This window comes from Blautia sp. OM06-15AC, from assembly GCF_003481425.1.
In the GTDB taxonomy this organism is placed as follows: Bacteria; Bacillota; Clostridia; order Lachnospirales; family Lachnospiraceae; genus Fusicatenibacter; species Fusicatenibacter saccharivorans.
In genome coordinates this window covers 73,588-96,494 of the sequence record NZ_QULD01000011.1, presented here as the reverse complement: position 1 = coordinate 96,494, position 22,907 = coordinate 73,588, and the positions used below count along the sequence as shown (strand labels likewise).

The 22,907-nt window shown below is 46.8% G+C and carries 19 protein-coding genes; 16 read left to right on the top strand and 3 right to left on the bottom strand.

Annotation, left to right across the window (positions count from 1 at the left end):
* Window positions 1-4: 4 nt before the first annotated feature.
* On the bottom strand, window positions 5-1,339 hold the full coding sequence (locus tag DXB83_RS13455; protein ID WP_118660331.1) for an MATE family efflux transporter: 1,335 nt from the start codon (window positions 1,337-1,339) through the stop codon (window positions 5-7).
* Window positions 1,340-1,653: 314 nt separating this feature from the next.
* Here DXB83_RS13455 and pckA point away from each other — a divergent pair, with 314 nt between their 5' ends.
* A complete protein-coding gene (gene pckA, locus DXB83_RS13450) occupies window positions 1,654-3,258 on the top strand; it encodes a phosphoenolpyruvate carboxykinase (ATP) (RefSeq protein ID WP_022461055.1) in 1,605 nt (534 codons plus the stop codon).
* Between the two features lie 240 nt (window positions 3,259-3,498).
* On the opposite strand, the gene DXB83_RS13445 is transcribed toward pckA, so the two are convergent.
* Window positions 3,499-4,989, bottom strand: a complete 1,491-nt coding sequence (locus tag DXB83_RS13445; RefSeq protein ID WP_117802572.1) for an AAA family ATPase — start codon at window positions 4,987-4,989, stop codon at window positions 3,499-3,501.
* A gap of 135 nt (window positions 4,990-5,124) precedes the next feature.
* Here DXB83_RS13445 and DXB83_RS16535 point away from each other — a divergent pair, with 135 nt between their 5' ends.
* Entirely contained in the window at window positions 5,125-5,289 is a 165-nt protein-coding gene (locus DXB83_RS16535; RefSeq protein ID WP_158578772.1) for a hypothetical protein, read from the top strand.
* Between the two features lie 2 nt (window positions 5,290-5,291).
* On the opposite strand, the gene DXB83_RS13440 is transcribed toward DXB83_RS16535, so the two are convergent.
* Complete coding sequence (locus DXB83_RS13440; protein ID WP_118697753.1) at window positions 5,292-6,218, bottom strand: DMT family transporter; 927 nt, start codon at window positions 6,216-6,218, stop codon at window positions 5,292-5,294.
* Window positions 6,219-6,533: 315 nt separating this feature from the next.
* On the opposite strand from DXB83_RS13440, the gene DXB83_RS13435 reads away from it, so the two are divergent.
* The 14 genes from DXB83_RS13435 (at window position 6,534) to DXB83_RS13370 (ending at window position 22,883) form a co-directional block, all read left to right on the top strand.
* Window positions 6,534-8,462, top strand: coding sequence for an ABC transporter substrate-binding protein (locus DXB83_RS13435; protein ID WP_158565918.1), 1,929 nt, complete (start codon window positions 6,534-6,536; stop codon window positions 8,460-8,462).
* Window positions 8,463-8,561: 99 nt separating this feature from the next.
* Window positions 8,562-9,566: an ABC transporter permease gene (locus tag DXB83_RS13430; RefSeq protein WP_022462698.1), complete on the top strand. Its 1,005-nt coding sequence runs from the start codon at window positions 8,562-8,564 to the stop codon at window positions 9,564-9,566.
* Window positions 9,567-9,581: 15 nt separating this feature from the next.
* A complete protein-coding gene (locus DXB83_RS13425) occupies window positions 9,582-10,835 on the top strand; it encodes an ABC transporter permease (RefSeq protein WP_055228407.1) in 1,254 nt (417 codons plus the stop codon).
* Between the two features lie 10 nt (window positions 10,836-10,845).
* Window positions 10,846-11,853, top strand: coding sequence for an ABC transporter ATP-binding protein (locus tag DXB83_RS13420; RefSeq protein ID WP_022462700.1), 1,008 nt, complete (start codon window positions 10,846-10,848; stop codon window positions 11,851-11,853).
* A complete protein-coding gene (locus tag DXB83_RS13415; protein ID WP_022462701.1) occupies window positions 11,846-12,664 on the top strand; it encodes an ABC transporter ATP-binding protein in 819 nt (272 codons plus the stop codon). The genes DXB83_RS13420 and DXB83_RS13415 overlap by 8 nt, the downstream gene beginning before the upstream one ends.
* A 198-nt stretch (window positions 12,665-12,862) precedes the next feature.
* On the top strand, window positions 12,863-14,728 hold the full coding sequence (locus DXB83_RS13410; protein WP_022462702.1) for a sensor histidine kinase: 1,866 nt from the start codon (window positions 12,863-12,865) through the stop codon (window positions 14,726-14,728).
* Entirely contained in the window at window positions 14,700-16,148 is a 1,449-nt protein-coding gene (locus DXB83_RS13405) for a response regulator (RefSeq protein WP_118697752.1), read from the top strand. The genes DXB83_RS13410 and DXB83_RS13405 overlap by 29 nt, the downstream gene beginning before the upstream one ends.
* A complete protein-coding gene (locus tag DXB83_RS13400) occupies window positions 16,141-17,898 on the top strand; it encodes an ABC transporter ATP-binding protein (RefSeq protein WP_022462704.1) in 1,758 nt (585 codons plus the stop codon). Before DXB83_RS13405 ends, DXB83_RS13400 begins: the two co-directional genes overlap by 8 nt.
* Before the next feature lie 115 nt (window positions 17,899-18,013).
* Complete coding sequence (locus tag DXB83_RS13395) at window positions 18,014-18,283, top strand: spore coat associated protein CotJA (protein WP_082424512.1); 270 nt, start codon at window positions 18,014-18,016, stop codon at window positions 18,281-18,283.
* On the top strand, window positions 18,280-18,561 hold the full coding sequence (locus tag DXB83_RS13390) for a spore coat protein CotJB (protein ID WP_022462706.1): 282 nt from the start codon (window positions 18,280-18,282) through the stop codon (window positions 18,559-18,561). Before DXB83_RS13395 ends, DXB83_RS13390 begins: the two co-directional genes overlap by 4 nt.
* Window positions 18,562-18,564: 3 nt before the next feature.
* Window positions 18,565-19,218, top strand: coding sequence for a manganese catalase family protein (locus tag DXB83_RS13385; protein ID WP_055218834.1), 654 nt, complete (start codon window positions 18,565-18,567; stop codon window positions 19,216-19,218).
* 165 nt (window positions 19,219-19,383) lie between these two features.
* Window positions 19,384-19,674, top strand: coding sequence for a phage holin family protein (locus DXB83_RS13380; RefSeq protein WP_118697751.1), 291 nt, complete (start codon window positions 19,384-19,386; stop codon window positions 19,672-19,674).
* A 60-nt stretch (window positions 19,675-19,734) separates the two neighbouring features.
* The gene (locus DXB83_RS13375) at window positions 19,735-20,847 is read left to right on the top strand and encodes an N-acetylmuramoyl-L-alanine amidase (protein WP_118697758.1); all 1,113 of its coding nucleotides are present in this window, start codon (window positions 19,735-19,737) and stop codon (window positions 20,845-20,847) included.
* A gap of 188 nt (window positions 20,848-21,035) precedes the next feature.
* Window positions 21,036-22,883 (top strand): glycerophosphodiester phosphodiesterase, encoded by a 1,848-nt coding sequence (locus DXB83_RS13370; protein WP_118697750.1) that lies wholly within the window; start codon window positions 21,036-21,038, stop codon window positions 22,881-22,883.
* The last annotated feature ends 24 nt before the right edge of the window (window positions 22,884-22,907 follow it).

Here is a 22,907-nt window from a genome sequence, read left to right as displayed (position 1 = left end):
GAACTTATGCAGGCTTCTGCGATCGGAATGCACGCCGCAGGAAGAAAAGTCCGGTCATATCAGCCAGTGCCCAGCCGATCGGAATGGCGATCCAGATTCCGGCAACGCCAAGCGCCGTGGCGGAGAAAAGGTATGCCAGCGCCACACGCATGCCAAGCGAAATGACGGTCAGAACAACCGACATCTCGGCGCGTTTGACAGCGCGGTAATACCCGTACAGCAGAAACAGCCATCCGATGCCGAGATAGAACGAGCCTTCCAGCCGCAGGTACTGTACGCCGATCGCGACGACCTCCATTTCTGATGCTTTCACGAAAATCTGCATCAGCGGATGCGCGAACAGATTGACAAGCAGAGAAATGACGATGGAAAAAGCAGCGCTCAGTGCAAAAGCATCTTTCGTGCCGCGCCGGATCCGCTCGTGATTTCCGGCCCCGTAATTCTGTGCGGTGAAAGTGGAGTAGGCATTTCCGAAATCCTGCACCGGCAGATAGGCAAAGGTATCAATTTTCACCGCGGCCGCAAATGCCGCCATGACCGCCGGACCGAAGCTGTTGACGAGCCCCTGTACCATCAGAATGCCGAAATTCATGACCGACTGCTGAATGCAGGTCATCGAAGAAAGATTCAGAATCTCTTTTAAAATGGAATGGCTGAAACGCCATTCTTTTTTTGACGGCAGCCACATGCGGCAGCGGAGCAGCACATAGAGCAGAATACCGACGGCGGACACATACTGCGCAAGAACCGTAGCGAGCGCCGCGCCTGCGATGCCGAACGGCAGTACAGCGACAAAGAGCAGATCCAGTGCAATGTTCAGCACAGCAGAGACAGCGAGAAAAATCAGCGGCACAGAAGAGTTTCCGAGCGCGCGCAGCATACAGGAAAAGAAATTGTATACGGATGTTGCAATAAGGCCGGCAAAGATAATCAGAAGATACGTCCGCATGCCGGGACGGACTTCATCCGGGACGCGAAGAAACGTAAGGATCGGCTCGATGCCTGCATAAACAGCGAGATTCAGCACGAGCGTAACGGCAAGGATCAGCAGAAACGCGTGGAGAATTGAAAGTTTTAAAGAAGAAAGATCTTTTCGTCCCTGATAAATCGAAAAGAGCGCACCGGCGCCCATCGACAGGCCGAGAAAAATGGAAGTCAGAAACGTCATCAGCGTATAGGAGGAGCCGACGGCGGCGAGCGCATTGCTTCCGAGAACGCGTCCGACGATCAGGGTGTCGGCAATGTTGTAAAACTGCTGCAACAGATTTCCTGCGATCATCGGCAGGGCAAACAGGATAAGAGAGCGGGAGATTTTCCCGCGGGTCAGATCGTAATACATAAAGAAACTTCTTTCCGAACATAATTGTTAATATTATAACATAAAAAATCAAAAAATGTCAATTTGCAGGATGAAGTGTACAAAAGTGCAATTGTCAGAAAATTTCGAAAAATCGAAGTTTATAAAATTTTTACAGATTTTGGGACATGTTCTGTAAAAAAACGGAAGATTTTCAGTTGATTTTTTTGGCCTTTTATGTATAATTAGAGTAGAAGAGGCCGGCTGGTCCGGTTTCTTCTAAAGGATACCTTCAAATTTTTGCATTCTGCAGAATGAAGTAGTATTACTATCAAAGGAAAGAGGTTAATTACAAGATGGCACAGATCGATTTAACAAAGTATGGCATCACCGGTACCACAGAAATTGTGTACAACCCTTCTTATGAGCAGTTATTTGAGGAAGAGACAAAACCAGAGCTGGAAGGCTATGAAAAAGGCCGGGAGACAGAGCTTGGTGCAGTTAACGTTATGACCGGTATCTATACAGGCCGTTCACCGAAAGACAAATACATCGTTGTGGACGAGAATTCGAAAGATACTGTATGGTGGACTTCCGATGAGTACAAAAACGATAACCATCCGGCAACCCAGGAAGCATGGGCAGCAGTAAAAGAGATCGCAAAAAAAGAGCTCTCCAACAAAAGACTGTTCGTTGTAGATGCATTCTGCGGTGCAAATAAAGATACCCGTATGGCTATCCGCTTCATCGTTGAGGTAGCTTGGCAGGCACATTTCGTAACTAACATGTTCATCAAACCTACAGCAGAAGAGCTTGAGAACTTCGAGCCGGATTTCGTTGTATACAACGCATCCAAAGCAAAAGTTGAGAATTACAAAGAGCTGGGTCTGAACTCTGAGACAGCAGTAGTATTCAACATCACAAGCCGTGAGCAGGTTATCATCAACACATGGTACGGCGGAGAGATGAAGAAAGGTATGTTCTCCATGATGAACTACTATCTGCCGCTGAAGGGTATCGCTTCCATGCACTGCTCTGCAAACACAGACCTGAACGGTGAGAACACCGCAATTTTCTTTGGACTTTCCGGAACAGGAAAAACAACACTTTCCACAGACCCGAAACGTCTCCTGATCGGTGATGACGAGCACGGCTGGGACGACAACGGAGTATTCAACTTCGAGGGCGGCTGCTATGCAAAAGTTATCAACCTGGACAAAGAGTCTGAGCCGGATATCTACAATGCAATCAGACGTGACGCTCTGCTTGAGAACGTTACTGTTGATGCAGAAGGCAAAATTGACTTCAATGATAAGAGCGTAACCGAGAATACTCGTGTATCTTATCCGATCAACCACATTGAGAACATCGTTCGCCCGATTTCTTCTGCACCGGCAGCTAAGAATGTTATTTTCCTGTCCGCAGATGCATTCGGCGTACTTCCGCCAGTATCTATTCTGACACCAGAGCAGACTCAGTACTACTTCCTGTCCGGATTTACTGCAAAACTTGCAGGAACCGAGCGCGGAATTACCGAGCCGACTCCTACCTTCTCTGCATGCTTCGGCCAGGCATTCCTGGAGCTGCACCCAACCAAATATGCAGAAGAGCTTGTTAAGAAAATGGAGAAGAGCGGAGCAAAAGCATACCTGGTTAACACAGGCTGGAACGGAACCGGAAAACGTATCTCCATCCGTGATACCCGTGGAATCATCGATGCAATCTTAAGCGGTGCTATCAACGAAGCTCCGACGAAGACTATTCCGTACTTCAACTTCGAAGTTCCGACTGAACTTCCGGGCGTTGATCCGGCTATCCTGGATCCTCGCGATACCTATGCTGATGCTTCCGAGTGGGAGACAAAAGCACTGGATCTGGCTGAAAGATTCATCAAGAACTTTGCAAAATATGAAGGAAACGCTGCTGGTAAAGCACTTGTTTCCGCCGGCCCGCAGAAATAAATTTTCTGAATTGATCGAAAGGAAGCCCCTGACATGAAAGTGTCAGGGGCTTTCTTTTATGAAAATATCTGGAGAAATAAAATAGTTCCCTGCCCGAAAGTACAGACTGATGGGACAGGAAACTATTTTACAGCACACTCTAAAATAATACAAAAAATTTCAGCACCACAGAGCGTGAATTGTTGCGTCACTGGTTTTCGCCGTACCCTGATACGCCTTCAAAATAGAAAATAAGGCAGATCAGCAGGACAAGAGCAGTTCACGTACCATTTCTGCATTAAAGGTAACAGAGGAAACATGGTTGACTTCTATCTGATATAACGCATTTGCTGCGATATGCTCAGCAGCCTGCTCAAGATCACGAATACCGCTTGTGTTTTCGTGGCAGGAGATTACGGCATCGAGTCCTTCCGGTGTCAGAATGCATTCCTTTTCTTTCATACCGATACGTTTTAACACCTTTGGAAGTGCATAGCGGGAGAAAATGATTTTCTTTTCTTCCGGTGTGTAATCCGGAATTTCAATCACAGCGAAGCGGGACATCAGCGGAGCACTGATCTGGTCCTTGTCGTTTGCGGTTGCAATCGGGTATACACCGACGGTCGGGATCATACATTCGATATAGTTATCGGTAAAACCAAGATTATCAAGAAGGGTCAGCAGAACATCTGCCGGGTTTCCATTACCCTTGCCGGAGGCAGCCTTGTCGAGTTCGTTGATGATAAAGACGAGGTTGGATTCGCCGGCCATGGAAAAAGCATCCATGATGATTCCCGGTTTTGCGTTTGCGTAAATGCGGGAGCTTCCGGTCAGCTGTTCCGGGTCATTGATTGAACTCATATCGAGTGTTGTCCACGGCAGTTTTAAGATACGCGCAACGGCATAAGCAATCTGCGATTTTCCGGTTCCGGCAGGACCGATCAGTAACAGACCATAGGCCGGCAGCGTATGAGTCCGGTTAATCTGAATGATGGTTTCGATAATTCTCTGCTTCACGCGTTCCATGCCATACAGTTCTTCATCGAGGATCCGGCGTGCTTCCACTGGATCAATGGCTTCAAAATAGTTGCTTTTCCATTGAATATTCATCATCATGGAGAGGGCGCGCTGTGCGTGACGACGTTCTTCGGGAGAGACTTCGTGGGAACGGGCAACAGCGAGGTTTCGACGAGCCCAAAGGCGGATATTGTCCGGCAGCGTTCTTCCGGCACAGTTCATAAAATCAGTGATGGATTGGATGCTGGTGAGCTTCATGCTGTCACCGGTTTCCTCCTGATCCTCATCCTCAACTTCTTCTTCCGGTGCATTGCTGGCGAGGAGACGCTCAATCATAAACTGTAAAAATCCATCCTCAGCCGAAAGCTTTGCGCCGCCACCGAAAGCGATCTCGCGGATTTTGTAAACTGCATAACCGTCGGATGTTTGTGTACCGGAAAGGCGGACATTGATATGGTTTTCACCGAGCCATTTTAAAAGGCTGACAAAACGGGCATCGATCTGAAGAATGTCGGCAATAAAGGTTTCTTCTTCCTCTTTAAATTCAAACGAGGTCCGTTTGGATGGGTTTGTGAAAATACCACAGGGATGATGCGGGAAAGCCTTCTCTTTTGTATCCAGAATTAGGATCGGCTGATCCGGAGAAGTAAACGGTGCGTTTGTGCGGAAAACAGTATACGTACATTCGGAAACTTTTGCTTTTTCCGGGGAATTGCTGAAATCAAAAACGGGCATGACAGAACCTCCTAATAAAATAAGTGCTTATTGGTACAATAAAAACAGTGTAGCACGAATTAAAAAATCCTGCAATCAATATGCAGAATTTTGTATTTTTATGCTATGAAAATATTGGGCAAGCGGATATTCGAAATGGAAGCAGGTGACTTACTTGATTCGGTTAAATTTTCGGATGGCATAAAAAAGCCCTCCGGACAGGATCACACTGCGGCGGAGGGGAATTATGTCATCAAAGCAAGCTGCCGTAAGAAAGAAGCTCGCAAAACAGAAATCTTTCTTACACTGAAAAAGGAATAACATCAGGAAACAGCGTTGGCTTTGTGAAAGTTCGGAAGCTGTACCAGCACGATCGCTGCAAACATCAGAATACAGCCGGAGAGCTCGCGAGCGGAGAGAGCCTGATGAAGGAGAATCCAACCGGCAAGAACAGAAAAAACGGATTCCAGGCTCATAAACAGAGAAGCTGTGGTAGGATTTAATCCTTTCTGCCCGATGATCTGCAGGGTATAGCCAATACCTGAAGAGAGAATTCCGGCATAGAGAATCGGCATCCAGGCGTGCAGAAGATCGGAGAAGTTTACGGTTTCAAAGAGAACCATACAGACAGCGGACAGGATCGAACAGGTAAAAAACTGAATGCAGGACATTTTGATGCCGCTGACAAGCGGAGAAAAATGATCAATAACCAGAATATGTACGGTAAATCCGAGCGCGCAGGCAAGCACAAGAAAATCTCCCTTCTGCAAAGAGAAGGAGCCGTCTGTCATACAGAGCAGATAGAGACCAGCGACGGCAATAAGAACTGCGAGCCAGACCTTCGGCTGTACACGCTTTCGGAGAAAAAAACCGCAGACCGGAACAAGTACGATGTAAAGTGCGGTGATAAAACCGGTCTTTCCGACGGTTGTGTACTGGATGCCGATCTGCTGCAGAGTTGAGGCGACAAACAGTGCGATGCCGCAGAGAATACCGCCCGCCCAGAGCGTTTTTGGCTGTGTGGTATTTTCTGACGAAGCATCTGGCGGTAGGGTTCGCTTTTTACGTGAGGAGAAAAAGACAATCAGCGGAAGAAGCGTAAGTCCGCCGAGCAGGTTTCGTGCCGCGTTGAACGTAAAAGGTCCGACATAATCCATACCGGTCTGCTGTGCGACAAAGGCAGAACCCCAGATCGCAGCGGTCAGAAGCAGAAGCGCTGACTGTCGGTACTTATGAGAAACAGTATTCATAATAGAAAAAACCTCCTGAAATTGATACGATATTCATCATAGCACAAAGAGATGGAAAAAGCGAACGGAAAAATGTCGGAAAAGACGGAAAAATAGCACAAATAATCATAATGACGAAATAGTGCAGATGTTGCGAAAACGGATATGTGAAAAATGAGCAGAATAAAGGGAGTTAAAAAGAGTAAAATGAGCAATTTAACCAACATAAAACAAAAAAAGAACACCAAAAACAAAAAATAGACACTGTTTTTCTAACAGTCTTTGTGTATAATGAATTCATCAAGCAAGAACGAAAACCTTAAGGAGGTAAAAAGTATGAAAAAGCGTAACATGAAAGTCCTTGCACTGTTAATGACAGTGACAATGGCAGGAACGATGCTTGCCGGATGTGGAGACAGCGGAAGCACAAGCACTAGTTCAAGCGGAGGAGCAACAGCATCCTCCAGCGGAACAGCAGATGCATCAAGCGATACCACAGCAGCATCTTCCAGCACAGCAGATGCTTCCAGCGAAGATACCACAGGTTCAGATGATGTGGTAGGCGAGCTTCCAAGAAATGAAACTCTTTACTTCGCAGGACAGCAGTGGGGTACCGTCAATGATTACAACCCAATGTCCGCAAACTCAAACAATGCAATGGTTATAGCACAGGGCGATGCTTCACGTGTACTTGTTTATGAAACTCTTTATATGTGGAATCCACTGGATGCAAAAATGTATCCGTTGCTTGCAGACGGAGATCCGGTATGGAACGACAATCGTACCGAGATCACAGTGAAAATCAAAGCTGACGCAAAATGGAATGACGGCACACCGGTTACTGCAAAAGATGTAGCAGCTACCTATCATGCACATGTAGATTACAATTCTTCTACTGGCGCTGAAATGAAGAGCTACATTGCAGATGTTGTTGCACAGGATGACAGTACCGTAGTCTTCAAACTGACAACCGATGACTCCGGCGAAGCAGTTAACCCGGTTCTTGCGGAAAGATATCTTCCAATGCTTTATATCATGCAGGAAAACTATCTGAAGACCGTAGCTGACAGAAACAACAACGATGCTGAAGCAATTAAAATGGATAAGATGGACGATCTGGTAACTTCCGGACCGTACAAAAAATACTTTGACAATGACCAGAACGTAGTTCTGATCCGCGATGATAATTATTGGGGACAGGCAGATTCCATGTGGGGTAAGCTTCCGGTTCCGAAATATATTTCTCACCCGATCTTTAAAGATAACGCAGCAGCTACCACCGCATTCCAGAATGGTGATATTGATGTGGCACAGATATTCATCACAGACCTTCAGAAATTGTGGTTAGAGCAGGATCTTCCGATTTCTACCTATGTTGATGAAGCACCGTATCAGCTGTGTATGACAATGCCTACCCTGTTCTTTAATACAGAAGTAGAAGGACTGGATCAGGTAGCTGTTCGTAAGGCAATCGCTATGGCAGTTGACTACGATCAGGTTATTTCTTCAGCAATGTCCGGACAGTCTCCTACCTTCGCAGATGTTCCGCGTTCTGTCATGAACCCGACCGATGCTGAGCAGGCTATGGTGGATCAGGATGCCTTAAAAGAGTATCAGTGGTCCAATGCCGATGTAGAAGGTGCTAAGAAGCTTCTGGACGATGCCGGAATCGTAGACACCGACGGAGACGGAATCCGTGAGTACAACGGAAAGAACCTTTCCTATAAGGCTGAGTGCCCGACAGGATGGTCTGACTGGAATGCAACCCTTGAAATCGTAGCAGCAGCAGGAAAGAATATTGGTATCAACATTGAGACCTACTTCCCGGAAGCAGCAAACTACAGCACGGATTACAGTACCGGAAACTTCGAAATCACCATGCAGTCCGGCCCTGGTACATCGGTTGCCAACCCGTACATGAGATGCCGTTTCTTCATGAGCTCTGATTACAACGATCTTGAGGTTAACTTCAGTGGTAACTTCGGTCATTATCAGAACGACCGTGTAGATGAAATCCTTGCAGCAATTCCTCATGAGACCGATGATGCAAAACTGAAAGATTACTATACAGAACTTTCCAAGATTATGCTGGAAGATTGCCCGTGTGTACCGCTGATGTACAGACCGCAGGTATTCCACGAAGTAAACGAGTCCGTATGGACCAACTATCCGCAGAAAGACGATGGAACCAATGTTCCTCCGATGGACTGCACCGATGGTTATGGCGTAGCAGCACTGTACAATCTGGAACTGATTGACGGCTGATTTGCCAAACAGAAAGAAAGCACACACTGAATTGTAACAGAGGCGGCCGGAGCCGGGGTGCTCCGGCCGCTTTTACAAAATCAGAAGGAGGGTTCCTCTATGAAAGGAATGAAAAAGTATTATACGCAGAAGATCATGTGGTATCTTTTGACGTTAGTCTTTGCAGTGCTGCTGAACTTCATTCTTCCGCGTCTGATGCCGGGCGATCCGGTTTCAACTATTGCGTCCAAATCGGTAGAAGGTATGACCGATGCGACTGCAATTCAGAAAGTATATGAAGACTATGCAGCGAAATTTGGTATTAACAAACCAATGTATGTCCAGTTTTTTACTTGGGTAAAAAATGCACTTCGCGGTGATTTCGGCATTTCTTTCAGCCAGTATCCGCGTACCGTATCCGATATTATTTCCAGTTCGGTTCTGTGGACCATATGTTTACAGCTTCCGGCCATTATTGTTGGATGGATTCTTGGTAACCTGCTTGGTGCAATTGCAGCTTACATGAAAGGTGTTTTCGACAAGGCAATCCTTCCGGCATTCCTGTTTATCAGTAACGTACCTGCCTTTGGTATGGCAACCGTACTTTTATTTGTTTTCTCACTGAAATTACATATTGCACCTGCAGCAGGCGGCTATGCGAGCAGTATGATTCCGCATATGAGCCTTGCTTTTATGAAATCTGTGCTTTCACATTACCAGTTGCCGTTCTGGTCTATCGTAATCATCACGATCGGCGGCCAGGCTATTGGTATGCGTTCAATGTCAATTTATGAATTGAATGCCGACTATGTAAAATACAGTCGTTTCCTTGGAATCAAGGATCATACGATTGTGAAATATGTGTTCCGTAACGCAATGCTTCCGCAGATCACCGGTCTTGCAATGTCCCTTGGTACCATGATAGGCGGTAACCTGGTAGCTGAGATGGTATTCAGTTATCCGGGACTTGGAACAACGATGCTCTCAGCAGTTACCGGCCAGGATTATCCGTTGCTTTCTGCCTGTACGTTAATCATTACTATCATGGTTCTGCTGGCCAACCTGCTTGTTGAACTTCTGTATGCAGTCATTGACCCACGTGTCAAAGCATCCCAGCAGGATTAGAAAGGAGAATACGCTATGAAAAATACAATCAAACAGATTTTTCATTCAGGAAAATTCGTGACAGGATTTGTAATCTTCTTGGCAATTCTCCTGACTATTATCATCTATCCGCTTGTTGTGGCAAAAGATCCGCTGGCAATGATCGGAAACGGAAACTTTTTCAAACCGGGTACCTATCTTTCGATTCAGGACACCGTAAATTCCGGCAAAACGTATAAGATGAATGTTGATGCAACCGCATCCATCGTTGAAAGCAAACTGACAATGGACAACCGTTCTATGATGGCAGAATGGCTGGAAAAATACGGCGGTGTAGATGCCAGTGAAATCGATGTTACCGATGCAGAAGGTCTGATTGCTCTCTGGGAGGAAAAATATGACCCAAATGCAGAACAGAAAGGCCTTATCGCAGCAAAAAAGAAAAAATATCAGCGTCTTGACAACGAAATCGACGGTATTTTAGAGGATGTTCCAACCATTATTGCCGAGAAAAATGAAGAGACCGGTGAGCTGGAAGAGGTTCAGAGCATCGACAGCAAGCAGTACATCAATGAAAAAGATGTCATTAACCGTCAGAACTTTGTTCTTGGTACAGATAACTTTGGTCGTGATGTTTTGACTGAGCTGATCTCTGCAACAGGTTCATCCCTGAAAATTGGTCTGGTTGCGGGAATCATTGCAACTGTGATCGGACTGTTCCTCGGACTTCTTGCAGGTTACCTTGGAGGTTTTGTGGACAACCTGATTCTGTTCTTTACCAACTTGTTCACCGTTATCCCATCCTTCGTTCTCCTGATCCTCATCTCCTACAGCGTAGGTGAGTCTCAGAGGGGAATCATGATGGTGGCACTCCTGATCGGAATTACCGCATGGCCGTGGACAACACGTTCTGTACGTTCCCAGGTTATTTCTCTTCGAAACCGTGACCATGTAAACCTTTCCAAACTGTCCGGCCACAGCATGCTGCGGATTGTCCTTACCGACATCCTTCCGTACGTTGCATCCTACGTTGTTATGGCCTTCATTCTCCAGATTTCCTCCGGAATTCTGGCAGAGGCACAGCTTTCTATGATCGGACTTGGACCGGCAACCACAAAGACTGCAACACTTGGTCTTATGATGCAATGGGCAACCCAGTACAATGCACACTTAAACGGTGCATGGTGGGCATATTTCCCGGTTATTCTTGTAATCGCACTTATTTCATTCTCTCTTAACCTGATGAACACCGGTCTTGACCAGGTATTCAACCCGCAGTTAAGAGACTAAGGAGGCAGCTATGGGAAAAGTAATGCTGGAAGTAAACAATCTGAAAACGAAATATGTAACTCGTTTTCATGAAGATGTATACGCCGTAGACGGAGTCTCCCTGAAGATTGAGGAGGGAAAATCCCTCGGTGTAGCAGGTGAGTCCGGCTGTGGTAAATCGACGCTGGCACTGTCCCTGATGGGCTATTATTTCGCACCGCTTCACTACATCAGCGGCGATATTATCGTAGATGGAAGAAAAATTTCCGGAATGAAACCAGACGATGTCCGGAAAAATATTCTGGGCAATGAGATCGCCTACATTCCGCAGGCAGCAATGAATGCTCTGAACCCGACACAGAAAATCATCCGATTTGTAGAAGACGTTATTCATGCGCATGATCCGAAAATGCCGAGAAAGGATATTTATGATCTGGCAAAAGAACGTTTTCAGATCTTAGGCCTGCCGGAGGAGGTACTGCAAAAGCATGCGGTTGAGCTTTCCGGAGGTATGAAACAGAGAACCGTTATCGCAATTTCGACCATTCTTTCTCCGAAGGTACTGATCGCCGATGAGCCATCGTCCGCGCTGGATGTAACTTCCCAGAAAATGGTTATTAAAATGATGCGTGATCTGATGGAAAAAGGATTTATCAAATCCATGATCTTCATCACACACGAGCTGCCGCTTCTTTACAACGTAACCGATGATATTATGGTTATGTATGCTGGACAGATTGTAGAAAAAGGTACCGCAAAAGAAATGGTATTCGATCCGCTGCATCCATATTCCAAAGGTCTGATGGGATCGATCATCGTTCCGGAGGAAGGTGTAAGAGAACAGAAGCTGACTGCAATTCCGGGAACTCCGCCAAACCTGAAGCATCCGCCGGAGGGCTGCCGTTTCGCAGACCGCTGTCCTTATGCACAGCCAACCTGCCGCGGTATGAAACCAGAGGTCATCGAACTGCCGAACGGAAGAGAGTACCGCTGCCTGATGTCTGAGAGAAAGGTTCGGGAGGTGTATGCAAATGCGTGATGGTAAAGAATTAAAACCATGCCTCTCCGGAAGAGGCGTAACGAAAGTGTTTGGCTTTGGCGATGCAAAAACGGTCGCTGTAGACCATGTTGATTTCGATTTTCATGAAGGTGAATTTGTTTCTATCGTAGGAGAATCCGGATCCGGAAAAACAACCCTTTCGAAGATGTTGCTCGGGCTGATCAGCGTAACGGAAGGTGAAATTGATTTCCAGGGTAAACCAAGAGACATCTCGAACGGAAAGAAGAAAAAAGAGTACTGGAAGGGAATTCAGGCGATTTTCCAGGATCCGTTTGCTTCCTACAATATGTTTAAACGTGTAGATTCTGTTCTGCTGGATTGCATTAATATGCGCGGTGACAAGAATCTGCCGAAAGAAGAAAAAGAACGTCTGATGACAGAGGCCTGCAGCTTTGTAAACTTAAAATACGCAGAACTGACAAACAAATATCCATTTGAGCTGTCAGGAGGCCAGATGCAGCGACTGATGATTGCACGTATTTTCCTTCTGAAACCAAAGATTCTGCTTGCCGATGAGCCGACGTCTATGATTGATGCCTGCTCACGTGCAACGATCCTGGATATGCTGCTGAAGTTGCGTGATGAGATCAATATGACGATTATCTTCATCACCCACGATATTGGTCTTGCTTACTATGTATCCGATAATGTTTATATTATGGAGCATGGAAAATTTGTGGAATCGGGACCGGCAGAAGAAGTAATTCTTCACCCGACAGCAGCGTATACCAAACGTCTGATCAGCGATGTTCCAAAGATTTATGAACCGTGGGATCTGACAACAGTATAACAATGGTACGAAAGCTGTTTCCCTGGAATCATGCTTTGCGTCATATATGAGTCTTGCGAAAAGAGAGACGGTGCACGGAAAAAAAGTGTACCGTCTTCTCTTTTTGTCAATAATTTTTCTGAAAAAATTGCTTTTTAAAGAAAAAACTGGTAAAATTAGTAAGGTTACAGAACCGAAAAGAAAACTGGGGGATGAAAAATGCGAAACTGGTTTCGCGGACTGAAACTGAACCAAAAATTTACCGTAACAACGTTGATCTTTATTTTTATTCCGCTTTTTGGCATGATGTGCTTTGGGTTTAGGAGTATCAAAAAGAATGCCATAGATCATGGGGTAAATGAAGCAGTAACGGCAATAGATCTTACCTGTGCGGAGGTGAATGCAAAAGCGAATGCCTGCTCAATGGTTGTAGATACGCTGCAGGAGTATGAACCGTTGGAAAAATATCTTCTTCATCTCAGGAGGGGAGAGGAGATCTCGGAGAGCTATTATCAGCAATTTCGAAACAACAGCATCAGCATAATCGATAAAATGCAGGAGGCAATGCCAGATCTGTACCAGATCCATATTTTTGCCATGGCAGATGGTTTTCTGGAGCAGCAGCCGATCCTGTACCAGAAGGAAAAGATGAAAAACTGCGCCTGGTACCGAAGCTATCAGGGCGGAGGACAGTGGTTTTTTGACATACAGGAAAAAAATATTATCTCCGGTACAAAAAAAGAAGGTTCCCATTTGATGACTTATGTACGGGAACTGCGGGATCAAAGCGGAGGAAGGCTTGGCGTGATCGAGGTATCCATGCGTATGGCAGACATATTTCCCGAAATTTATCGATCCGGTGACAGCAGCTGGGCCTGCTTTGTTGATGAAAATTGGAATTTATATGACTGCGGAAAAACAGCGGCAGCCTGCAAATGGCAGTCCTATCGGGGGCTGATTCTGTTCCGGGCAGGAATCCGTGACAGAAAAGAGAGTCAGCAGAGCGCGGTGATTGACCGGAAAAACGTTGCAATTGTGCTTCGGAAAGTCGATAAACTCAATGGAATGTTTGTAACACTGACCAATTTGGATGATGCAACCGGAAACATGATCAAACAGCAGCAGAGAATGCTGCTTGAATTTGCCGGCTTCGGGCTGCTTCTGATTGTGGTGGTCAATCTGATTGTGCGTGGCCTGCTGAAGGAGTTTTATGACGTCCTGTGTGAGATGCGTCAGATTGACAATGGAACAACAAAGATAAAGGTTTGTTACAGCGCAGAAGAGATGCGGGAAATGAGCTATGGTATCAACGGAATGCTGGAGAGAATTCAGAAACAGAACGAGGAAAGCATCAAAAGGGAGGCAGCGCTGAAAGATACGGCAATCCGGGCAATGCAGAACCAGATTAACGCTCATTTTATTTATAATGTTCTGGAATCCATTAAGATGATGGCTGAGATTAATGAAGAGTATACGATTTCCGATGCGGTAACAGCACTTGGTGAAATGCTGCACTACAATATGCGCTGGAATAAATTTCTGGTAACCGTTCAGGATGAGATGAATTATATTCAGAACTATGTGGAACTGATGAATCTGCGGTATGATTTCACAATTACATTATCTGTTCAGATACCGGAAAATTTGTATCGGCAGGATATCCCCAAGATGTCTCTTCAGCCGATTGTGGAAAATGCAATCACACATGGAATTGAGGAGCTGGATGCAGACGCCGTCATTGAAATCAAAGGAATAGAGCATGAAAAGAGCTTTGAGATTGAAATCACAGATTCCGGAATAGGCATGTCAGAAAAGCAGCTTGCAATTCTGAGACGTAAACTAAGAATGCGCCTGAATTCAGATACACAGCCGAAACATGGAATCGGGCTTCGGAATGTACAGGACAGAATCCACATTCAATTTGGAACAGAGTATGGACTGTCAGTTTATACAAAAGAGCATTGCTATACGAAGGTGAGCATTCATCTTCCCATCACGAGGGGGAAATATTCTCCGATGGATCAAGAGGGTGACGAGAAAGAGGAAGAAAAAGAAAATGAATACACTGCTGGTTGTAGAAGATGAAAAATTGATTCGACAGGGAATCGTGGCGATGATCCGGCGAAGCAGCGTGCCGGTGGAGGAGATTCTGGAGTGTCGAAACGGAGAAGAGGCATTGGAGATTTTGAGAAAACAGAGGGTGGACGTCATGTTCACTGATATCCGTATGCCCAAAATGGACGGTCTGACACTGGTCAACAAAATGGAGGAGCTGTCACAGAAACCTGTTGTTATTGTTTTAAGTGGCTATGATGAATTTTCCTATGCGGTTGAAATGATGAAACATGGAGTTCGGGACTATATTTTAAAACCGATCAAGCGGGAGACGATAGAACAGCTTCTGGAAAATCTGGAACGAGAGCTTTCGGAGACCCGGGAAACGGAAGAAGAGGAAGAACGGTGCTTTTTAAATCAGCTCCGTTATCTGATGATGAATGCAGAAATGGCCGAAGAAAACGAATGGATGGATATGGAAAGCAGGCTCCGGCGCCACATCGGAAACGACAGCTTCCGGATCCTGCTGACCAGCAAGGCAAATGGGGAACGGTTTTCGAAATGCAGCGGAATTCTGCTGGAAGGCGTAGAAGGAGGAGTTCTGTATCTTCTGCCGGAACCGGAGGCAGAGCGGATCATGAAAGAAAAAGATGAGAGATTTTGTCTCGGAGTGGGAAAAGAACATCGTTCTGTGATGGAAATTCCAGAGGCATACCAGGAAGCACTGCTGGCCCGGGAAATGGCATTTATACAGAAAAATCCTGTGGAAGAATATCAGAAAAAATGTTTTGAGGAAAAGCCGGAGCTGGCACAGTTTCAGGAAAAATTTATTCTGCAGGTGCCAACGGACCGGGCAGATACTGTGCTGCGAAAAATGCGGAACTGGTATTTTGAGGCGGCGCATCAGAGGGTCTCCCCCTATCAGCTTCTGACAGTGACGGAAGCAATCTGCAAAGAACTGGATCTTTTTTACCGCATGCCGGAAAAACAGGAAAAATGTCCGCGTCCTCTGCAGTACCGTGATGCAGATCTGTTTCTGGATGCGTTTGAAGAATGGATACACGTTTACAGGGAAAGCCTGAAAAGTCAGACAGCCGGAAAAGAAAAAATGGAAGAGGCAATTTCATATATTCGGGAAAATTATGCAAAAGATCTGAATATGGCGATGGTATCTAACCATATTTGCATGAATTATTCGCTGTTTTCAGCAGCGTTTAAAGAACATACCGGTGTGAATTTTGTGAACTATCTGAAGGAGATCCGCATTGCGGAGGCAAAGCGTCTGTTGATTCAAACAGAAGATAAAATTACGGAAATTGCCAAACAGGTTGGATTTGAAAATGATAAGCATTTCATGAAATCATTTAAAACGGCATGCGGCGTATCACCGTCTGAGTTCCGAAAAGATTACAAAATGGTTTCCAACGGAAAGGGAGGACAGGATGAGTAAAGAAAAAGAAACAGGAAAAGAGAAGGGAAGAATCCGCCAGCTGGCGCGGTATTACATTCCATATAAGGGATTGTTTTTTACCGACATGTTTTTTGCAATGCTTGGAGCAGCCATTACACTGGTGATTCCGCTGATTGTACGGTATATTACGAGTACGGTTGTGGAAAAGCCGCTGGAGCAGGCAACGGGTGAGATTATCCGCCTCGGTATTCTGATGATTGCTATGGTTCTGGTTGAAATGTACTGTAACTTTTATATTGCCTATTACGGCCATGTGATGGGGGCGCGGATTGAGCATGATATGCGGAACGAGATCTTCGGCCATTATCAGAAGCTTTCGTTTGCTTTTTTCGATAACCAGAAGGTTGGCCATCTGCTGTCGCGCATCACAAGCGATCTGTTCGATATCAGTGAGCTTTTACATCATGGGCCGGAGAATATTGTCATTTCGTTTATCAAACTGATCGGCGCGATGATTATTCTGTTTGTGGTAAATCCTATGCTGGCATGTGTGCCGCTTGTGGTTATTGTGGTGATGCTGCTGTTTGCGTTAGTGATGAACAGCCGCATGAAGAGTGCATTCAAGGAAAACCGCCGCAGAATTGCGGATATCAACAGTCAGATTGAGGACAGTCTTTCGGGGATCCGTGTTGTCAAATCGTTTGGAAATGAGACAGAAGAGATGCGTAAGTTCAATGCGGGAAATGACCGTTTTGTCGATTCGAAGAAGGTCAGCTACCGCTATATGGGAATTTACAATTCGGGAATGGGAGCCTTTTCGACGCTGATTACCGTTATTTCGCTGATTGTCGGCGCATTGCTGATGACAGGCGGGAAGCTTGGGGCGGCGGATCTGGTTACCTTTCTTCTGTACATCAACAACTGTACAGATCCGGTGAAAAAGCTGGTGAACTTTACAGAGCAGTTCCAGAATGGTTATTCCGGTTATGAACGTTTCCTGGAAATTATGAGCATCGCACCGGATATCCAGGACAAGCCGGATGCACTGCCACTGAAGAATGTGCAGGGAGAAGTAACCTTTGAAAACGTTTCGTTCCACTATGAGGAGTCGAAGGAAAACGTGTTAAGCAATGTGAATCTGCATGTCCCGGCCGGCGACTATGTGGCACTGGTCGGCAGCTCCGGCGCCGGAAAGACGACACTCTGTTCTCTGCTTCCGCGTTTTTACGATGTGACAGAAGGACGGATTCTGCTGGATGGAAAGGACATCCGCGATGTGAAGTTAAAGGATCTGCGCGATGAGATCGGTATTGTGCAGCAGGATGTGTACCTGTTTGCGGGAACGATCATCGACAACATCCGCTATGGCAGACCGGATGCGACCGACGAGGAGGTCATCCGCGCAGCGAAAGCGGCCAATGCACATGAATTTATCATGGAGCTGGCGGACGGCTACGACACCGATATCGGCCAGCGCGGCGTAAAACTTTCCGGTGGCCAGAAACAACGGCTTTCCATCGCCCGCGTATTCCTCAAAAACCCGCCGATCCTGATTTTCGACGAGGCAACCTCAGCGCTCGATAACGAAAGCGAAAAAGTCGTCCAGAAATCTTTGGAACTTCTGGCGAAAGACAGGACAACCTTCGTGATTGCGCACCGGCTGTCCACAATCCGGAATGCAAAGCGGATTCTGGTGCTGACGGAGAATGGAATTGCGGAGGAAGGCACACATAAGGAACTGCTCGCGAAAGGCGGGATTTATGCGCATTTGTATGAGATGCAGTTTTGATGAAAATTTCATTAGTATGACAGAAAGGCAGCGGAAGAGAAACCGCTGCCTTTTTTGACACTTTCTTATTTTCTTCATACTCTATAAAGAACAGAAAATGAAAGAGGAACATGGTATGGATTCATCCCGTATGAATCGCGGCTGCTGCGGTGCGAACAATATGCAGAACCGCCGCGCCGCTTCAAACAATATGGAACTGAAGATGGAACCAAGGAATTTCCCGCGGAAAATGCAGCATGTAGATCATATGATACCTGCAATGGCGTACGTTCCGATGCAGCGGTTTGAACAGATCTATGATCTTTCCGCTGCATTAAAAAATGGAACCTTATTCCCGGAACTCTGTAAACCATTCTGTGGAAAGGGAGGAGGACAGTGCCTATGATGCCGCAGATGCCATCCCGCGAAAAGCTGCTCGCCTGGATTGATCAGGTCAGCTTTGCTGTTGTTGAAATGAACCTTTACCTCGACACCCACCCGGAGGATGAAGATGCACTTGCCTTTTTCCGGGAAAAAGTGGAGCTTCGAAAAGAAGCACTGAAACAGTACGCCGAACAGTACGGCCCGCTCACGATCGATACCGCCAACGACCGCATGAGCCGTTCTTTCGAATGGGTTATGCAGCCATGGCCGTGGGAAGTCAACCGGAAAGGAGGGTGCTGACGGATGTGGAATTATGAAAAACGCCTCGAGTATCCTGTAAACATCACGACACCAAACCCCAAAATCGCCCAAATTATCATGAGTCAGTATGGTGGACCGGATGGAGAGATGGGCGCATCCATGCGGTATCTCTCTCAGCGTTTCACAGCACCGAACCGAATTGTAGCGGGGGTGTTGAATGATGTTGGTACCGAGGAATTAGCTCATCTCGAAATGGTATCCACGATCGTTCATCAGCTTACCTGTAATCTTTCGCTGGAAGAAATTCAGAATTCCGGTTTTGCTAATTACTATGTAGACCACACAGCCGGAATCTGGCCACAGGCGGCTGGCGGAGTTCCGTTTAATTCTTGTGAGTTCCAGTCGAAAGGTGATCCTTTGACAGATTTGTTCGAAGACCTCGCTGCGGAGCAGAAAGCCCGGTCAACGTATGATAACATCCTTCGTTTGGTAAAAGATCCTGAAGTTGCAGATCCGATTCGTTTCCTGCGGGCGCGTGAAGTTGTGCATTTCCAGCGTTTTGGTGAAGCACTGCGTTCTGTACAGGACGAATTGAATTCGAAGAACTTTTATGCGTTTAATCCGTCGTTTGATGCAAAGACTTTCTGTGCGGCACCGCAGCCAGGGGCAGGTCAGGGGAATTGCTGCACAAGATAGTAAATTAAAAATCAAAGAACAGCACACCACTGGAAAATCCCATCTGAAAAACAGGTGGGATTTTTTGGGTTTACAGTAAGAAAATCTTATCCAGTCGTAAATCATTATCCCATCATAATATAGAAAAAAGACTTTCAAAAACAGAACAGTCAGAAAGGATGTTCCATGGAAGCAATGAATTATGTAAAGCCCGAACTCATCGTCGTTGCGTTCGTGTTGTATTTTTTCGGTGTTGCTTTGCGGCAGGCGCAGGCGGTGAAGAATAAGTACATTCCGCTGATCTTAGGCGGCATCAGCATGGTGCTGTGTGCGGTTTGGGTGATGGCGACGAGTGAGATTGAGACGGCGAAGGAAGGGGCGATGGCGGTTTTTACGGCGGTCATGCAGGGGATTCTGGTGGCGGGGCTGAGCAATTATGTGAATCAGATTATCAAGCAGATCCATAAGCCAGAGTGAACGGCGCTTCAAAAAATCTGTGTTATGCCGGGCAGTCTGAACCATCAGAAAGGGGAGAATATGAGAATTGATCGGTCGTATCTTGGAAATCAGAATACGTATGCGGAAAACAATCCCAAATGTATCGTAGTCCACAACACCGACAACTTCGCAGCAGGTGCCGATGCGCGGGCACATGCGAGAGCACAGCATGACGGGAATTTCCAGAACATTTCCGCACACTATTACGTCGATGACGGTGACACAGCCTACCAGGCGGCACCGCACAGCCGGGGGTGCTGGCATGTCGGCATTAATTACGGCGGAAAAAATCTGTTTCAGCAGTACGGCAACAAGAACAGCATCGGTGTGGAGATGTGTGTGCAGGCCGGGTATAATTATGAAAAAGCATTTGAAAATACTGCGGCACTGGTGCGGGAGATCATGCGGGAGACGGGGATTCCGCTGGAAAGAGTCTATCGTCATTATGACATCTGCAGCAAATACTGTCCGAGCCAGATCATGAACCGCGGTGACTGGGACCGCATGAAGCGGATGATCGGAAGCGGTGCAGGGAGCACAGGAACGGGAACAGCAGGCAGCGGAACAGGAAAAACGTATGCGCCCGGGATCTATCAGGTGCAGACAGCGGCCCTCAACATCCGTCAGGCACCGGATGCGGACAGCAGGATTGCCGGAACGATCCGGGATCAGGGAAGCTACACGGTGACGGAAATCCAGAACACAAGCTGGGGACGGCTTCTCTCAGGGGCAGGCTGGGTCAACTGCCATACAGCGTATTGCCGTTATGCCGGTCCCGCAAAAGAAAAATCGGCAGAGACAGCAAAGTCATCCGGAAAGACAGTCGCAGAGGACGGAATCTGGGGCGAAAATCTGACGCGCCGTCTGCAGGAACTTTTCGGCACACCGCAGGATGGAAAAATCAGCAATCAGCTGGCCGTCAACCGGAAATTCTGTGATGGCATCACAGCCGCCGAGTGGGACAGTACGCCAAAAGGCGGATCGGCCCTTGTAAAAGAAATGCAGAAATGGGCATCGGCCGGCATGGACGGCTATATCGGTCCGCAGACAATCCTCGCCTGGCAGAAAAAACTCGGCACGCCGATCGACGGCACAGTAAGCGGCCCATCCGCCATGGTAAAAAAACTGCAGAAGTGGTGCAACCAGAAATAGAAAAAAGAATACTCAAAGACCCGGTTTTGTGTTATACTGGAAGATAGTTTAAAATGAACAGAAAGAAAAAGAGCTTCAAAAAAGACTCGAAGTGTCAAATGTAAAATACAAAAGAGAAAAAATAAAGGTAATTTTTGCATACAGATTCATCGGGGGGAATTGCGGCTGACAGGAGAGAACAACAGCAGATGAGAAAAAAGGCAGTAAAAAATGCAGGAATGATACGAATTTATCTGAATATGGCATGGAAACTTTTGCAGAAAAACCTGCTTAGCATCGTGATATTTGAGACGGTCTACCGCCTGTTTTCCAGCCAGCTGGTTTCAAGACTCGCCAATGCGGCGATCAACTTTTCCTTAAAACAGCTGGGAACGAGTTATATGACATCGGAAAACTTCAACAAGATCATGCTGCATCCGCTGACCCTTCTGCTGATTTTTGGAATTCTGCTTGCTTTCTTTTTCTGTATGCTGTTTGAAATCTATGCTGTCATGGCGGCTCTGGAGGCCTCCTGGAAACGAAAACGGATTTCCGTTCCTGTCATGATGCTTGCCGGCGGAAGAGGAGCTGCACAGTTTGTGCGTGCCCGCCCGTGGACCTGGTTTTTCTACATGGCAGCGAGCTTCCCGTACCTTTGGCTGCACAGCAGCTACAGCGCCATCCGCAGTATGAAACTGCTTCAGGTTTCCCTGACGAAGATTTTCAATGCCTTCCCGGCATACTGGATCCCGGTGGTGCTGACGATTCTGCTTGTCGCGTTCTCGTTTGTGTTTTCCTACACCATCCCGTTCCGGTGCATGATGACGGAAAAAGAGAAAAATACCCATCTGCGGGTGCGCCAGACACTGGAAAAACGCGTGCTGCGTGAGCTTGGCATCAACGTCTTTTTCCAGGTGATGATTTTTCTGATTACGTGGGTTTTGTATCTGATTTTCGGAACGGCTGTCGTTGCCTATGCAAAGCTGGTGAAAACGCCGTCTACCGTTGTCAGTACCGTCATCGTCTACGGTGACTGGGTCAAATCGACGATGAGCCTGATCGGCGGAGCGTTCGGCCTTGTCGGAAGCATTACGTATCTGTATCTGATTTTTATCCGTTCCTCCCGAAAGGGCTACCAGAAGAGCCGGACAACGAAAAAGCCGAGCTCGAAGCTGGTACGCACCTTCTGCGGTCCGGTAACGGCGGTGGTTCTCACGATCGCCATGCTGGCGGGAGAAACGGTTTATCTTGTATATGCCATGCGCGCAACACGTGCAGAGGCAACGGCTTCCTCCCAGTATATTTCGGTGTCAGCGCACCGGGGCGGAGCCAGAAAAGCACCGGAAAATACGATGAGCGCGATCAAATATGCAGTGGACAGCATGTCGGATTACGCGGAGATCGATGTACAGGAGACGAGTGATGGTGAGATTGTCCTTATGCACGACACAAATCTGAAGCGGACAACCGGTCTGAATGCCAGCATCTGGACCCTGACCTACGATGAAATCAGCCAGCTCGATGCCGGTGTACGATTCAACAAAAAATTCCGCGGCGAGCAGATTCCGAAGCTGGAAGAAGTCATCGCGTACGCGAAAGGAAAAATCAACCTGAATATCGAAGTAAAATACAACGGCCACAACCAGAATATTGTCAAAAAAGTGGTGAAAATCATCGAGGACAATGACTTTGTGGATCAGTGTGTGCTGACTTCCATGAACTACAATTTCCTCAGGCAGGCAAAGAAAATCAATCCGGATATCAAGACCGGGTATACGATGAAAATGTCGTACGGAGGCCTGGAGGATATGGACGCGGCGGACTTCTTTTCTGTAAAATATACGTACATCACCGAAAGCTTTGTAGAGCATGCGCACAGTCTTGGTAAAGAAGTCTGTGCCTGGACGCTGAATTATCAGGGAGATATGCAGCGGATGGTCAACTGCGGCGTGGACAACATTATCACGGACGATCCGGAGCTGGTGCGTAAGGTTATCCTCGGAACGACCGACCGAAATCCGGGCTTTGTCAGCCTGCTTGGCTATGCACTGAAATAAATGGAGTAAAACAATGGAGGTGGA